Genomic DNA, 16,051 nt, shown 5'->3' with positions numbered 1-16,051 from the left:
TGAAAAAATTTCTATAATAATTTCAAATCAAGCAAAAGGAGGATATGATAGTGAATATTTTAAAAGTAGGTGTTATTGGCTGCGGAAGCATCGCGCAGTATCGTCATTTACCAGAATACGAAGCAAACCCATATGTACAGATTGTGGCTGTTTGTGACAGTAATAAAAAGCGCGCAAAAGAAGTTGCCAATAAGTATGGTGTAAATATGTACACTGACTATAACGAGCTTATCAATTGTGAAGAGTTAGATGCAGTGAGTGTATGTACACCAAATGATCTACATGCATCAATTTCTATCGTTGCTTTACAATCAGGTATCCATGTACTATGTGAAAAGCCAATGGCGACGTCAAAAAAAGATGCGAAAATGATGATTGAAGCTGCTGAAAAAAGCGGTAAAAAGTTAATGATTGGTCATAACCAGCGATTTGTTACTTCTCACCAAAAGGCAAAACAATTGATTGAAAATGGAGAAATCGGAAAAATATATAGCTTCCGTACAGCATTTGGTCATAGTGGTCCTGAAAATTGGAGTGTAGATGGAAAAGAGAGCTGGTTCTTTAAAAAAGATGAAGCGTTTCTTGGTGCAATGGGTGATTTAGGTGTACATAAAGCGGATTTAATTCGGTATATTCTTAATGAAGAAATTACAGAAGTTGGTGCCTTTGTTGAGAAGAGCGCAAAAACATTTTCGAATGTAGATGATTGTGCTGTATGTATGTTGAAAAGCGAAAGTGGCATTATCGGAACACTTGCAGCAAGTTGGTCTTACGTTAGCAAAGAAGATAATTCAACAATTATTTATGGTGAAAAGGCCACTCTTCGACTAGAAGATGATCCGACTTACTCACTCATTCTTCAATATAAAAATGGTGAAGTTGTAAAATATGAGCTTGATAAAATTCAATCGAATGCTGCAGTTTGTCAAAGTAATTCACATGTAATTGAGCAGTTTGTAGAGTCTATCCTTTCTGATAAAGAGCCGTTAATTAATGGTGTAGAAGGAATGAAATCGTTAGAAGTCATTTTAGCAGCCATACAATCAAGTGAAACAAAACAAATTGTTACAATTCCATTATGAGAAAAGGTGAAGACATGAAGAAACTACGCATTGGAATAATAGGGGCCGGAGGAATTGCACAAGGTCGTCATATCCCTGCATTTGTAAAGTTACATGAATATTGTACGATTACGGCTATACATGATAGAAACATAGAACACGCAAAACAAATCGCTGAAACATATAACATTCCTTATGTATTTGAAACGTATGAAGAAGTTTTTAAAGAAGTTGATGCTGTTTGTATTTGTACACCTAATAAGTTTCATGCTGAGATTTCTATCGCAGCATTACAAGCAAGGAAACATGTATTATGCGAAAAACCGATGGCTTTAACAGCGGCAGAATGCGAAAAAATGATAGAATCTGCAAAAAACAACGGTAAAAAACTTGCTATCGCTTATCATTATCGTTACATGAAAGAGTCGCAAGTTGCAAAACAAATGATGATAGGTGAGATTGGCACACCTCTTGTTGTTCGTGTAAAAGCACTCCGTCGCCGAAAAGTACCAGGCTGGGGCGTTTTCACAAATAAAGAATTACAAGGCGGAGGAAGTTTAATAGATTACGGTTGTCATCTTCTTGATTTAGCACTTTGGTTAATTGGAAATCCAAAACAAACAGAAGTCATTGGTAGTGTCTATAATGCCGTTAGTAAGCAACCAAATCAAGTAAATATGTGGGGAGAATATGATTATAAAACGTTTCAAGTTGATGATCATGTTACCGCATATATAAAGTTTGAAAATGGGGCATCATTGTTATTTGAAACTTCTTGGGCAGCAAATATTAAAAATGATGAAGAACATGTGAGTATTTCCGGAGTAAACGGTGGAATAAATGTTTTTCCAATTGAATTATATACAATAAAACATAATATGATATTAAATAGTGAACCAGTTTGGATAGCAAATAACGGCGATCCTGGAATTTTGCAAGCAGAAAACTTTGTAAAAGCTTGCTTATACGATGAAGAATTAATTGTAAAGCCTGAGGAATCGCTGCAAGTATCGCAAATTATTGATGCAATTTACGAAAGTAGTAACACACATGAAGAAGGGACGGGAAGATAAATGAAATTAGGAGTATTTACAACACTTTTCTCTCACATGGAATTTGAAGAAATGCTAGATTATGTACAAGCAGCCGGTTTGCATGCAGTAGAAATTGGTACAGGTTGTTATCCTGGAGGTTCGCACTGTAACTTAGATGTATTATTAGAAAGTGAACAAGCCAGAAGCGTATATATAGAACATGTACAAAAAAGAGACTTAATCATTAGCGCTTTTAGTTGTCACGGAAATCCATTATCCCCAGATACTGCTTTTGCAACAGAATCTCATGAAACATTGTTAAAAACCATTCAACTAGCTTCACTACTAGACGTACCTGTTGTGAATTGTTTTTCAGGCGTAGCAGGTGACCATGAAGGCGCAAAATACCCGAATTGGCCTGTTGCACCATGGCCAAATGAATACAATGATATTTTAAAATGGCAATGGGAAGAAAAGCTCATTCCTTATTGGAAACAAGTTGGTGAATTTGCAAAAGAACATGGTGTAAAAATTGGTTTAGAACTTCACGGTGGTTTCTTAGTACATACGCCATATACATTACTAAAACTACGTGAAGAAACATGTAACGCGATAGGTGCTAACTTAGACCCTAGTCATTTATGGTGGCAAGGAATTGACCCTGTCGCCGCTATTAAGTTATTAATGAAAGAAAATGCAATTTATCACTTTCATGCAAAAGACACTTACATCGATCAAGATAATGTAAATATGTATGGTTTAACAGACATGCAGCCCTACGGTAAAGTGAAAACAAGAGCTTGGACGTTCCGTTCTGTTGGTTGTGGCCATAGCTTAGAAGAATGGTCGCAAATGATGAGTGCACTTCGTACATATGGATATGATTATGTTGTAAGTATTGAACACGAAGATCCACTCATGTCTATTCAAGAAGGATTTAAACGTGCCACAAAAAATCTTCAATCTATTTTAATTGAGGAAAATCCTTCACAGATGTGGTGGGTGTAACTTTGTTTAAAAAGAAAGGAGTAACATTTTTTCAGAGAAGCCATTCGTAAAAGAATATGAGCTTCTCTTTTTTTAAAGAAATGTTTAAAAAAGGACGTAATATTCCAAAAAAACTTAAGAAAACTAATTATCCTGTATCTACCTCTATACAAAGTGCGGATTTTACGAAATAATATTCTTTGACACCTTCTCTAAAAATAACAATATATATAAATATAGTTATTTTATTGAAGGAATACATAAGAAAGGAGCACTACATTGCTACGTATACAAAGAGGGTTCATGTACGATCCAGATGATAATAAGGTAATTGTTAATGAAATTTTCTATGATGCTACATCTGAACAAAAGCTAGGAAGCAAAATGGGTGTGTTCGATGCAGTTAAACTACCTACTGCTATTTTTCAAAAAGTTCAAGAAAATGAAAGTATGTCCTACATGGAAAGTATAGAAGTAGAAGAGGGAAACCTAAAAGAAATACTTTGTTATTTAGAGAAGAATCAAAAGCCAGACAAACTCTATTTTGAACTGCAGTACATGAAGTAACACAAAGAACTGAAAATAAGAGGGGATTTATAGCAGGGGAAACAGGGGCATTATTAAACAATACATATAACAGCTGCATATAAAATTCCTTCTTAGCTTCATTCAATTAAAAACAATTGAATATAATATAAAAATAGCTTAATATAAACGTATATTTATTGTTTATTTGATTCCGTTTATTCCCACACCTTACGTGTTGTGGTTGAGTTGTAGAAACAAGTTGTGTTCTTGTTTCAATTGTGAAAGGGCTTCTTTGAGCCGATTAGTGTATATATAGCTTATTTTGCTATGCACATTTTAATCGACTTAAAGAAGCCCTTTTTGTGTTGTCTTCGAGTTCGGAATCACTTATACATAGACCCTCAGGGCTAAAAATTTGCTAAATGATAAAGCACATATTTTGTGCTTTTTTTGTTTAATTTAGAGGAGAGATAATATGGAATTTTACAGAGTATGGCATAAGAAAAAAAATATGAGAGTGATTTATGCTCGTAGTTCTTATGAAGCCACAGGGTTTTATTTATTAGAAACGTATCATGATTGCGATTGTGTAGAGGATCTAAACGTTCAAAAGTTAAGCACTTCAGAAAAACTTAAAGTCATGCATAACGGATTTGAAACGTTTAGAACACTACAAGAAATATGTAGTGAGAGAAAATTTGCAAGCGCCCCTTGTACTGTAGTAGAGATACTACAATAAAAGAGGATGAAAAAGTCAGGTATTTAGGTATTACAACTAAAAAATAATGTAAAGAAATAGCACATGATTTGTGCTTTTTTCATTTGGAAAAGGGGATATTAAGGATAATAGAAAAAATTCTTGCACACTTAGGTGTACAATTTGCTTATAAAGTAGAATCGCAGGAATTCTATTTCTATTATGGAGAAAAACACTTACCAGGTCTTTATCGCCTCTTATTATTGTTAAAGATTTTTGAATTTGACGGTAAAGAAAGATATTAAGTGCTAATTTATAGTAAAGTAGAGAAAGAATGGAATTTAAAAGATAAGCACTAGGGAATTTATATATATGAAAGGTACTTGTTGCAATGCTAAAAGCACGAGAAATTAGAATGTAAAACTTGAGAGGAGTTATATAAAATGATTACAGTTAACCGAGGATACATGTATGATCCGGAAGATAATGAAGTCTTAATTACTGAGATTTATTATGAAGCTGCTACAGATACTAAATTAGGAAGTAAAATGGATAGTTTATCCTATACAGTCGTTCCTAATGAAATTAAAGAAAAAATTGAAGCTGCTGCTTCATTATCCTATATGGAGAGCATTGAGATGTCACAGCAATTAGCTACTGTATATCAAAATGAAATTAACATGTATGGAAAACCGGAAAAATTGTACTTTGAGTACACAAACCTGTAAGAGTAGAGAAGACATTGAACGATTTGGTTCAATGTCTTTTTTTTTGAATAAAACCGCAGAGGAGCATAAATGATAAATTATGTAAATGAAATAGAAACGAGTCTTTGGACAATTTGTGTAGGGGATATTTTTAGTAATGGTCGTATGCCGTATCACTTAAAAGTTGTGAAAATTGAAGTTGAAGATATGGCTAAGCCAGATGATGCAAGGATATATAGCGTACCCGTTCATCCTAAGAATCATAGAAGACGTATAAAGGTAATGGATGTATCAGAGGATATTTCTTATAGAGCATGGTATTACAATGATTTTTGGAGTAAGTAATATACTTGCTATGAAAGAGTGCTACTGTGAATTTGGAATAGAGTACTATGTTTTAAAAAGATGCGATACTATATCCTGATGTTAATTTTTATAGTAAAAAGTACGTGACCTCACTTATCAAGTCACGTACTTTAATTATATACTCTCTTTTGTTATTTTGATAAACTGCATTAAAATTGCAGTACCTGTGAAATTCAGTACAATACTTGTTCCAAGTGAAACTCCCCATAGTACACTTGGTAACGATACTGTTAATGATAACAGTAAGAATACAATACCTACTGAAACAAAAGTAAATCCCAAAAACATTTTGTTCAATCTAAACACCTCCATTGTAATTATAGTTTAGCAGTATTTACCTTACAGTTTCAAATAACATTTTAATATACAAACATTCAAACACAAGGCCTCATTACGAGAAAATGCGAGTTGTTCGTAAACTCTTGCTTGCATCAAAAATAAATATAGTATAATATACAGATATATTTATTGTTTAATTGATTCCGTTTATTCCCACACCTTATGCGTTGTGGTTGAGTTGTAGAAGCAAGTTGCGTCTTGTTTCATTTTTGAAAGGGCTTCTTTGAGCCGATTAGTGTATTTAGCTTATTTTGCTATACACATTTTTAATCGACTTGAAGAAGCCCTTTTTGTGTTGTCTTCAAGTTTGGAGTTATTGTATAGCCCACACTTTAGGCGATTATTTTATTACTTAGGGGGGAACATCATGAATACAATCATGGAAAAATCACAAAATAATGCTCATTTACATAGCATCATTGAAGAAATTAAAGAACTAGCCAATCCATTATGGATCAGTTCTGTAGCAATGCTGCAAGCGCACAATCAAAACTTCAATACGAAAGCTACGACATTTAAGGATATTACTGTTTCTGATTTAAGGGATTTGAAAGTAAGCTTAAGTCTCATTTATGCAGCAAGGAATATCAGTCGTGCAAGTAAAGAAGAGTTGCATCAGCGCTTATCCATTCTATCAGGAAAAAATATTACTTCCTATGAAGAGTGGCTGCTTCATGAAAACAGAGGAATTATATGTGAAATGATTGATGAATTTCGAAAGAAAGAGTGGATACACCGAGATTCGAAATAACAATTAATACAGGAGGATTATTATGACGAATATAATGGAAAGTTTACAAGCCGAATTTCCATTCGAACAATTAGGATGGAAAATTACACATGCATTCGAAAGCCAAGGGCGTTTTTTCGCGTATGTAGCTCCATTTGTCGACGCTCGCGCCATTCAGGACCGATTTGATGAAGTCTTTGGTATCGATAAATGGCAAGTGTCTTATGAAAAATGGGGTGAGAACGCAACGAAGTGTACCATCTCAGTGTTTTTGAATGAACGCTGGATATCAAAAGAGGATGGAAGTGAAGAGTCTGACTACAGTTCTGTAAAAGGCGGCTTTTCGAATAGTTTAAAAAGAGCTGCTGTACTTTGGGGCGTAGGAAGATATATCTACAATATAAAACCTTGTAAAGTAGAACTTACTACACGTAGTAATGGTCCAAATAGTATCTATGTTTCTTATCAAAAGAAAGGATATTATTTCACACCGCCTACTATGCTACAACTAAAGAATAAACAAGGAAGTTCACAGAAGGAACAATCAAACAGCCAAGCAAACCTAGAATTTTTAATTCAAGAAATGCAAAAGCTAGCCAAACCATTAGGAATCACATCTAAGGATATTCTGCGTGCTTATAATTATAATCATAATGCACAAGCAAAAACATTCGAGGATACAACGACTGGTGGATTAGAGGACATTATAACTCGTTTACGGTTGGTTCATGAGGCGATAGATATTAGTCATGGGAATGAGGAACAGCTTAATCGCTGGTTATCTACCTATATACCTGGCGATATCACGTCTTTTAGAGAATGGTTACTTCATAATCATGCAGAAGCCATTCATCAACTTATAGAACAGTTAAAAAAACAACAAAGCGCGTAAAGCTTTGTTTTATAGCAGGGAAACCAATGAACAGGATATGAGGTCTGTTCTTTTTTTATTACATTTTTGGAGGGAAACATTATGAAGTGCGAGACGTTCTCATGTAAGTAATGCATTAGCATAAGCGACAATGAGAACTGCTTCTTAATTGTAGCAACAACTAATACAACTAAGAGCAGGATAACTGTTCAGACGAGTGGTAGGAATGATGGAGTAACGCCCTGAAACTACCCCAGTAAGATTCCCAACTGCATACACTCGGCAGAGTGTGATGTTGGAAGCAGGGTAAAACATGCAATCACTATCCGTAGTACCCGATTGGGCAACCGAAATCCATTCGGAATCATAAACCAAAATGGAACTGATAAAGTATTGTATGCTGTCAACCGACATGGTGAGAATGTGTAAACACTGACGAACTTGCGAATGTACACCTCGATATGTTTACGGGTCAGAAATGGTCCGGAGTCTGAAAATAAGACTTGTCTAATGGATTGGAGATATTTCATAGTCGATAATCCTAACGTTGTTACAGGCAACGGAGCTAGACACGGGGTATAGCAAGCACCTAAATCGGAGGTCCATGGACCTTTAAAACTATGATAGTCTGAATGGAACGTCGAAAGCCACTACCGTTGAGTCTATGACTCTATCGGCGGATATAGGTGAATACGAAACGTGCAACCGAGGGAAGTATTCTTAATAGTGGTGAGAGTAGTGGCACGACCGTCGAAGGTTCTGTAATGGAACCAGAGGAACAGCCACAAGTCTATGTTGTAGGAACCTTATCTTCATCTAATCTTGCATGGATTCTGGTAAGACTCAAAAGGTCACCAAATCAATTTGAGAGAAGGTGATAGACCATGAATGACAAAACTAAGTCCACGCTCAAAGATAAGAAACTAAGACATATAGAATACTACGGTCTTCAACCTGTCCTAGATAACTTATACCAAAAAGCAATAGAAAGAAATTCATTCAAAAACCTAATGTCTATCATAACATCTGATGAAAACATACTTCTTGCATTTCGTAATATCAAGGGTAACAAAGGAAGTAAAACATCGGCCTGTGACAATGTAAACATCAAGGATATTGAAAGAATGGAAAAAAGCTATTTCTTGAATGAAGTTAAACAACGCTTTCAAAACTACAAACCACAGAAAGTAAGACGCAAGGAGATTCCCAAACCAAATGGAAAAACCAGACCTCTGGGAATACCATCTATGTGGGATAGGATCATACAACAATGCATTTTACAAGTAATGGAGCCAATCTGCGAAGCACATTTCAGTAACCGAAGTCACGGCTTTCGCCCAAACAGAAGTGCTGAACACGCCATAGCTGACGCAACAAAACGAGTAAATCAGCAAAACCTTACCTATGTGGTGGATGTAGACATCCAAGGATTCTTTGACGAAGTAAGTCACGTCAAACTCATGCGCCAATTATGGACACTGGGCATTCGTGACAAACAACTACTAGTCATTATCCGGAAGATATTGAAAGCCCCAGTGCAAATGCCTGATGGTACAACAATGTTTCCGACAAAAGGAACCCCACAAGGCGGTATTCTTAGTCCTTTACTTGCCAACGTCAATCTTAATGAATTCGATTGGTGGGTTAGTAAGCAATGGGAAACGTTTAAAGCTAAAAAGGTAAAGCCGAGATTCAAAGATGGGATTTGGAGTAATGACGCTGTAACATACTGTCTATCCAAAACATCCAAAATGAAACCAATGTATATCGTAAGATACGCAGATGACTTTAAAATCTTCACAAACACAAGAAGCAATGCCGAGAACATTTTCAAAGCAAGCCAAATGTGGTTAGAAGAACGTCTGAAGCTACCCATTTCAACCGAGAAATCTAAAGTAACCAATCTAAAAAAGCAAGAAAGTGAATTCTTAGGTTTTACTCTCAAGGCAGTAAAGAAAGGCAAAAAGAAGAACGGTGATACACGATATATTGCGGAAACACACATATCTCCAAAGGCACTAGAAAAGACAAAACAAGACTTAGCAAAACAAGTGAAGCGAATACAGAAAACACCAAACTCTATCGAAACAATTAGAAGAATCAATACATACAACAGCATGGTCATTGGCAAACATAACTATTATAGAATAGCTACGCATGTCTCTCTAGATCTCGCAAAAATGCATCTAGAACTCGACCATATGATGTACAACCGATTCCCTAAGGCAACAATTAGAGGTAAACGTAACTCAAATGGATACACGGAAATAGGAAAATACAAGGGGAAAGACCAAGGGATTAATCCATATTTAAAATCTAAACGCATGAGATATATCATGCAACGTCCTATCCTACCTATTGCCTATATTCAACATAGAAGTCCTAGGATGAAAAAACAAACTATCAACAAGTACACCGTGGAAGGACGAGCCTTGATACATAAGAACCTGGCAGATATCACAGAAGCGGAACTAAGATGGTTAAGAGAAAATCCTGTCATTAATGGACGGGCAACCATTGAATTTAATGACAACCGAATCTCGCTTTATGTCGCACAAAAAGGACGATGCAGCGTGACAGGGGAAAAACTCTTACCTTGGGATGTTCATTGTCACCATAAGCGATTATGGAGCGAAATAAATGACGATAGCTACAAAAATCTTACTATCATCAAACCTAGTATCCATAGACTAATACACGCAACTAAATTAGAAACCATAAATCGATTACTCTATGAACTAAATCTCAACGAGGAACAATTAGGAAAACTAAACAAGCTGCGAAAACTAGTCAGAAACGAGAAAATCTGTATCTAATCACAAAATGAAGTGGAATAAAACATGAACAACTAGCGTTGTTCACTTAGAACCTTATCATTATTAGCTGAGGAAGAAAACTACAATATAGATGGAGCGCGGTATGCCGTGAAAGTGGCACGTACCGTGTGGGACGAGGGAAAAGTTGAAGATAACTTCAAAAACTTACCTATCGTTATATTTACTATTAACCGTACTTTATTTATTGAAAAATTAGAGAAAGCTAGTGCTACTGTAGACGTTAAAAACCCAATGCCAGCATTACAAGGTGTTTTATTAGATTGTAACCAACAGGGAATGATTCTAATGGGTTCAGACGGTACAGAAACAGTGACATTAGTAACTCGCTTTAATGTAAACAGTGGGGATTGTACTGAACCGGGGAAAGTGCTTTTTTCAGCTGCTCCGGTCCTTAAAACGATTAAGAAATTCAAGAGTGAATTCATTGGTTTAGAACATAAAAACAACGAGCTGAAAATTGTAGAAAGTATGAAGAAACAGTTTAGCTTTTGTACCATGGATCATGAAGAATATCCTGAAATCAAAATTGAAGCAGGGGAAGACTGGATTTCACTTTCGCAAGAACAATTTGTATCAATGGCCAATGGAACATTACATGCTATTCCTGCAATGGATACACGTAAGATCCTAACCGGTGTGAACTTAAAATCAGTAGATGATAAGTTCTTTAGTACAGCAACTGATGCTCACCGTTTGGCCCGTTTACATTTTGATTGTACGAAGATCACTATCGCAAAAGATGGTGAAGTCGTGTTACCAATTAAGTCTCTTAAAACAGCTCTTAAGCTCTTTAATCGTGAAACAAATTTACAATTAAAGCTCATTAGTGATACACAGCTGTTAATACGTGGCGAAAGTATTATCTATCAGTCTAGATTACTAGCTGGTACATATCCCGATACGGCACGTATGGTACCCGACCAATTCAAAAGTGAAATACAACTATCACGTGAAGAATTTAAAAACACGTTGGAACAGCTTTCTGCATTTTCTTCACTAATCGTGCTTACGTCAGAAGGAAAGGAAAGCATTCATCTTAAACCACAAAATTCCCAAGTAGGTACTGCAAGTGTAGAAATTCCATGTAATCAAGTAGAGGCATTCACATTGGCTTGTAATGTGGAATATCTGCTGCAAGCACTACAAACGATATCTTCTGAAACAATCGCGATAAAAATGATTAGTAATCAGAGACCTATCGTGGTAGTGGGGGCAGATGATACAACTCACTCTAATCTGCAGTTAATTCTACCGGTTCGTGTGTAAGGGGGCATTCAAATGAGTATGAATCACTGTGACTTCTTTGACTTATTACAGTCAAAAGAAGTCCTTCCTAATAATCAAGAACTTCGTCAATCTTTTGAATCGCTTATAAATGGATTTATTGCGACCGAAATGCCTGATTTAGAAAACATACCATTAGAACATATAGATGAATTTGAAAAGCAATTTGAGCAGCTACGACATTATGTCACGTTTTATAGTGGTAATTCATTTCGGATAAGTGGCCCAGATTGTGTATTAAAGGAAATGCTACATTTACATCTTTTCACTGAACAACTAGAAGATGTAGAAAAGCAGGGGCTAGAAGATGAGATATTTATTTAATCAGGGAAATGAGATGAAAGTATATATTCGGATACTACGCATACAAAAATTAATTCGCAAATATAACATCCCAATCTTAATCAATATCAATGATTTTCACAGGGACAAGTTGCATATAACAAGTGAACTATTATTCGATTCGCTTGCGCGTTTTAACGAGCAAACACGTATATTTTGTCACTTTGCCTTCGGAACTGAAGAAGACCTGTTAGATGGGACGTTATTTAGCTCAGAAGACATGTATTCGAATTTCGCTTCGGATATTAGTTCTATGGCTGCGGAAGGATGTTACTTCGACACAGCTGGTTACTATCTATGTATAGGATCGAAACATATAACACAATCCGATTTTCAATTCGTGTTACATGAATTTTCGTTTAACACCTATCAAAGTGAAGCGTATCCCAGTCATATTTTGATTGAATTTCTAGAGGATGGTTATGAACAGTACTCATTTGATGAATGGGTACTTTCTTATTATGAAATTATAATCCGTCTTGCGGCAATGATCCGAGAAAAGACGAAGGGGAACCAGGTATGAAATTATTATTTACATACAATCAGCAGAAAGTAAGAAAGTATCTACTTTCGTTAAAAATACAAAAAAATGATCACTTACTGCATGAATTACTTGCAGATAAGAAACATCATGAAGAAATTTATATATTAGATTGCTTAGAGAACTATAGAAAAATAGACTTCAGTAAAATTTCAGAACGCTCCATTCATCATGTAATGGCTGCTGTCTCCTATTTAGAAGAAGACTCAAATTTTTCAAATGAATTAATTGATTCACAATTACTACTAGAAATTTTTATGATTGTGCAAAATTCATTAGATATTGACCTTTCCTGCTTCTATTCATCGCAACTATATATTTTAGAACTTTTTATGCGTAAATATAGACTAGGAATTCCCGTATCTGAGTATTTTCCAACATATTTAGAACGAGATAATTTCGAAGAACACGATTGTGAGGAGTCATTTAACCGATGGGGTAATGATTTAATACAAGATATGAAATTAGGTCATGAAGAGGTAGACAACGATGATAAAAATCATCTAGCCAAATATTCGGATTTATTTCATACCTCCATGGAAGATTTAAACGGCATTGTTGCAAATGCATGGAGTTCAATTGGAGAAATGTTTTCTAATATCAAGATAGAGGATCAAAGTTTCTTTCGTGCAATTCAAAATCAGTTTGATATACGTATGCTTTACCAAGCTGAAGAGGAAAAACTTTACCTTTTCTATGATGATGATACATATTTTCCAGCAATAAAGCGAATCGAAATGTTACTTCGAATCTTTGAAGAGATACAGTTAGCAAAAAATATAGCAAGTTAGTACAGAGGGCCTAAAAATGAAGAAATTATTTGGATATTCATCTAATGTAGCGATGTCAAATTATTTACTATCACTTAAGTTAAACAAAACTTATAGCATCGTAAATTTGGAACAAATTAAGCAAAGATACCAAGAGGAAATATATATATTAGAAAGTCTTTCAAAAGATATAGAGATAGATTTCAACAAAATCTCTCATGAGGCAATCGGTAAAATCCTAACTTGTGTGGACTTTTTAGATGTAAATCAAACTTTAAGTTGGAAGGACATAGAATCCACAGATACGATTGTAATCTTCTTACTTTCCATGAACCTATTGAACATAAATCTATTTAAATTTTATTCATGTCAATTTCATTTCTTACATTACTTTAAAAGAATGCATTCGCTTTCGATTAATGTAACACAGTATTCTCCCTCGTATTTAGAACGAGAGAATATCTATGAATTAGACCATGAAGAAGGATTTAAAGAATTGGGTACGGACATGATCGAAGAGATGGGCTTAGAAGCTTTTCCAATTGAAGAAGAAGAGTATGAAACGCTCTCTACACTATTCGACATACCATTAAAGGAAATACAGGAAGCAGCAGAGGAAACATGGGGTGCTATCGCTGAAACAATAGATGGCATATCACCGAAGCATAAAGAAAAAATTTCTAAATTACTAGATTGTTATCCAGTGCAGTATTCTTACCAAATTGATGAAGAATCTCTTTATCTCTATTATGGCGAGGAACCATTATACGGACCATATAAATTTGAGATGTTACTAGATTTATTGGAAACAATCTTTACGCAGGGGGAAACAACAAATGAAGACAGTAGCAATATTTGATGCTTTAGAGCCAAAAGGAATTGTAACCATTCAACAATTTAACAACGAATTATCGCGTGGTGAGACTGCCGTTACTTTTAAAGACTTTTATTTAGCTTTAAAAGAAGTGATGGAGCAAGGTACACAAGATAATACTCATTACTCTAGTGGCGTACTCCCAAAAGGGTGTGTAAAACATGAGGTGTTATCTAAGAGTGGTGATAAGCAAGCTGTTTGGATTGAAGTACCAAAGGCTCAGTGGGATATTCAATTTTTTGAACGACCGTTTCAACAAGTGGGCTTTCCGCGTCTGTTATTCCGTTATACGGTTTATCAAAAACGAGTTACGAATATCTCTGTCTTTGCTGTAAAAGAAGACATGGAGTTAGAAGAAGGAATGAAGTTATACCAATTTCCTTATTCTAATGTTCATGCTAATGGATCTGTATGTACAGGTAGAGTTGTGATTCCTGAATTCCGGACTTTAAAAGATTTAGAAACATTTCATGTTTTATTCTTTGCGAGTTCATTCAACCATGACCTTACAAACACTCATACGGAACCAGTAGGAGTGTTATTTAAACGATTTGAAAACCAAAGTTTTAATGATTCCATTCTAATAGAATCAGAAAAGACTTTTTAAAAAATAGCAGAATCAATTACAAGCAAACATACTAGGAGGATTATTTATTATGACAAACTTATTCGATTTTTTTGATATGAAAAAACAAGTAGAGGAAACAACAGTACCAGTGAAAAAAGCTGCTTCAGAGCAAGCCACTGTTAAAAAAGAAGAAAAAAAGGAACAAGCAAAGAATAAGACAAAAACGAGTAAGAAAGCTAAGGCTTCAAATGCTACAGATTGTCTAAATAAGATCAATACAACAACGGTTGTTCGTCACGTAGTATTTGGAGATATACCGTTAGTAGATTGGTTTACAGAAGAAGAAATTACACATGGAATTGCTGTTCAAAATGGAGATTCCACAGATGTAAGAAAAATAGAGGCAGAGGACATTTGCGTGAAATTAGAGCAACGTTATCCTTCCTTCGTTAAAGACTTAACAGTCATTAAACATCACGAAGATACAAATGCACTACTTCCGATTTTAACTGTCGGCGCAAAAGGAGCAAGTACTGTAGAGGGACAATCCATTTCAGATTGTCCTTTTTCTTTTCTAAGTACTTGGCGTGATCACTTTTTACCTGGGGATTTCATTCCGAGGACTCTATTAATGGACTTTATTATTATTGCACAGTCCATTTCTCGTAAATGTGATTGCGAATTGCATGCTGATATCTATTTCAATAAAGAGCGTGGTTATTTTATGGATTTTCCACCACAGCAGGTAGCAACTGAAATTGTAATTCCAGAAACGAATATAGAGATGCAGTCTATTGCTATGAAAGTAATGGAGATACACAGCCATCATCGTTTTACTGCTGAACCAAGTGATTTAGATGATCAAAGTGAACGGGCTCCTATTCTCTATGCAATAATCGGCAGAATAGAGGATGTTTTCCCTGAACTACGTGTACGCACTTGTATCGATGGGGAATTTCATTCTATTAACCCTAACTTTATTTTTGCAGGAGAATATGCAACGAAAGGGTTAAGCCAAAATTACGATCTAAGCGGGATTACACTTTTAAAATAAATACACAAGGGGGCGTAAAGGAGACATATTTTCATGTCTCCTTCTTTATTATGACAACATTAAAAACGTTTCACGTATCGATGTTTACAAAGATAAAACATTACATGTTATTTCTTACAAAGGATGAACGTGTTTTAGGGGAACCACATCATGACTATGAGCTATTTCAATTTATGTGCCAGTTAGAGATGAATAACATATATGAAGCACTAGAAGAACAAGGGAATGATACCTATATTGATTTAAACGCGCATCAAGTATATGTACATACACTTATTGAGCAGGTGAATTTACTTCAATATGCTGTATCCATTGTGCAAGAGAAAGGAGTCGTTCATGCTGCATCGATACTATTGATGCATTCATTTGACTTGTATACCGTGCATAGGATTACAAATTTATCAATTCCATTTCTACGAAATTTAGAGAATACACAATCAAAAGAAAATTAGGGGGATATA

Annotated in this window: 19 protein-coding genes; 18 read left to right on the top strand and 1 reads right to left on the bottom strand. The window is 35.2% G+C overall.

What is annotated here, in order from left to right; all coding sequences use genetic code 11:
- Positions 1 to 50 precede the first annotated feature (50 nt).
- The 7 genes from MKX77_RS27880 to MKX77_RS27850 all read left to right on the top strand — a co-directional run bounded on the left by MKX77_RS27880 (position 51) and on the right by MKX77_RS27850 (position 5,359).
- Positions 51 to 1,082, top strand: a complete 1,032-nt coding sequence (locus tag MKX77_RS27880; RefSeq protein WP_341308407.1) for a Gfo/Idh/MocA family protein — start codon at positions 51 to 53, stop codon at positions 1,080 to 1,082.
- Between the two features lie 14 nt (positions 1,083 to 1,096).
- Complete coding sequence (locus MKX77_RS27875) at positions 1,097 to 2,134, top strand: Gfo/Idh/MocA family protein (protein ID WP_445819127.1); 1,038 nt, start codon at positions 1,097 to 1,099, stop codon at positions 2,132 to 2,134.
- The gene (locus MKX77_RS27870) at positions 2,135 to 3,103 is read left to right on the top strand and encodes a sugar phosphate isomerase/epimerase family protein (RefSeq protein WP_341308405.1); all 969 of its coding nucleotides are present in this window, start codon (positions 2,135 to 2,137) and stop codon (positions 3,101 to 3,103) included.
- Between the two features lie 258 nt (positions 3,104 to 3,361).
- The gene (locus MKX77_RS27865; protein ID WP_341308404.1) at positions 3,362 to 3,649 is read left to right on the top strand and encodes a hypothetical protein; all 288 of its coding nucleotides are present in this window, start codon (positions 3,362 to 3,364) and stop codon (positions 3,647 to 3,649) included.
- 436 nt (positions 3,650 to 4,085) lie between these two features.
- Positions 4,086 to 4,349 (top strand): hypothetical protein, encoded by a 264-nt coding sequence (locus tag MKX77_RS27860; protein ID WP_326996316.1) that lies wholly within the window; start codon positions 4,086 to 4,088, stop codon positions 4,347 to 4,349.
- A gap of 401 nt (positions 4,350 to 4,750) precedes the next feature.
- Complete coding sequence (locus tag MKX77_RS27855) at positions 4,751 to 5,035, top strand: hypothetical protein (protein ID WP_326996315.1); 285 nt, start codon at positions 4,751 to 4,753, stop codon at positions 5,033 to 5,035.
- 72 nt (positions 5,036 to 5,107) lie between these two features.
- Entirely contained in the window at positions 5,108 to 5,359 is a 252-nt protein-coding gene (locus tag MKX77_RS27850; RefSeq protein ID WP_326996373.1) for a hypothetical protein, read from the top strand.
- A 135-nt stretch (positions 5,360 to 5,494) separates the two neighbouring features.
- Here MKX77_RS27850 and MKX77_RS27845 read toward each other — a convergent pair whose 3' ends face one another.
- Entirely contained in the window at positions 5,495 to 5,677 is a 183-nt protein-coding gene (locus tag MKX77_RS27845) for a hypothetical protein (protein WP_326996375.1), read from the bottom strand.
- A gap of 409 nt (positions 5,678 to 6,086) precedes the next feature.
- Here MKX77_RS27845 and MKX77_RS27840 point away from each other — a divergent pair, with 409 nt between their 5' ends.
- The 11 genes from MKX77_RS27840 (at position 6,087) to MKX77_RS27790 (ending at position 16,042) form a co-directional block, all read left to right on the top strand.
- Positions 6,087 to 6,470: a hypothetical protein gene (locus MKX77_RS27840; protein WP_341308403.1), complete on the top strand. Its 384-nt coding sequence runs from the start codon at positions 6,087 to 6,089 to the stop codon at positions 6,468 to 6,470.
- A 22-nt stretch (positions 6,471 to 6,492) separates the two neighbouring features.
- Positions 6,493 to 7,341, top strand: coding sequence for a Rad52/Rad22 family DNA repair protein (locus MKX77_RS27835; protein ID WP_341308402.1), 849 nt, complete (start codon positions 6,493 to 6,495; stop codon positions 7,339 to 7,341).
- A gap of 863 nt (positions 7,342 to 8,204) precedes the next feature.
- Positions 8,205 to 10,136, top strand: coding sequence for a group II intron reverse transcriptase/maturase (gene ltrA / locus MKX77_RS27830; protein ID WP_341308401.1), 1,932 nt, complete (start codon positions 8,205 to 8,207; stop codon positions 10,134 to 10,136).
- Between the two features lie 177 nt (positions 10,137 to 10,313).
- Complete coding sequence (gene dnaN, locus MKX77_RS27825; RefSeq protein WP_445819132.1) at positions 10,314 to 11,423, top strand: DNA polymerase III subunit beta; 1,110 nt, start codon at positions 10,314 to 10,316, stop codon at positions 11,421 to 11,423.
- 12 nt (positions 11,424 to 11,435) lie between these two features.
- A complete protein-coding gene (locus MKX77_RS27820; protein ID WP_341308400.1) occupies positions 11,436 to 11,765 on the top strand; it encodes a hypothetical protein in 330 nt (109 codons plus the stop codon).
- Positions 11,749 to 12,306: a hypothetical protein gene (locus MKX77_RS27815; protein WP_341308399.1), complete on the top strand. Its 558-nt coding sequence runs from the start codon at positions 11,749 to 11,751 to the stop codon at positions 12,304 to 12,306. The genes MKX77_RS27820 and MKX77_RS27815 overlap by 17 nt, the downstream gene beginning before the upstream one ends.
- Positions 12,303 to 13,115, top strand: a complete 813-nt coding sequence (locus MKX77_RS27810) for a hypothetical protein (RefSeq protein ID WP_341308398.1) — start codon at positions 12,303 to 12,305, stop codon at positions 13,113 to 13,115. Before MKX77_RS27815 ends, MKX77_RS27810 begins: the two co-directional genes overlap by 4 nt.
- A gap of 16 nt (positions 13,116 to 13,131) precedes the next feature.
- Positions 13,132 to 13,953 carry a hypothetical protein gene (locus MKX77_RS27805; protein ID WP_341308397.1) on the top strand — a complete coding sequence of 274 codons (822 nt, stop codon included), beginning with the start codon at positions 13,132 to 13,134 and terminating at the stop codon, positions 13,951 to 13,953.
- Positions 13,931 to 14,575, top strand: coding sequence for a hypothetical protein (locus MKX77_RS27800; RefSeq protein ID WP_341308396.1), 645 nt, complete (start codon positions 13,931 to 13,933; stop codon positions 14,573 to 14,575). Before MKX77_RS27805 ends, MKX77_RS27800 begins: the two co-directional genes overlap by 23 nt.
- 49 nt (positions 14,576 to 14,624) lie before the next feature.
- A complete protein-coding gene (locus MKX77_RS27795; protein WP_341308395.1) occupies positions 14,625 to 15,590 on the top strand; it encodes a hypothetical protein in 966 nt (321 codons plus the stop codon).
- A gap of 50 nt (positions 15,591 to 15,640) precedes the next feature.
- Complete coding sequence (locus tag MKX77_RS27790) at positions 15,641 to 16,042, top strand: hypothetical protein (protein WP_341308394.1); 402 nt, start codon at positions 15,641 to 15,643, stop codon at positions 16,040 to 16,042.
- Positions 16,043 to 16,051: the final 9 nt, after the last annotated feature.

It is taken from the genome of Bacillus sp. FSL R9-9410, assembly GCF_038050385.1.
Classification (GTDB): Bacteria; Bacillota; Bacilli; order Bacillales; family Bacillaceae_G; genus Bacillus_A; species Bacillus_A cereus_U.
Note: the sequence above shows the minus strand (reverse complement) of the source record. Positions and strands in the feature narration are given on the sequence as shown.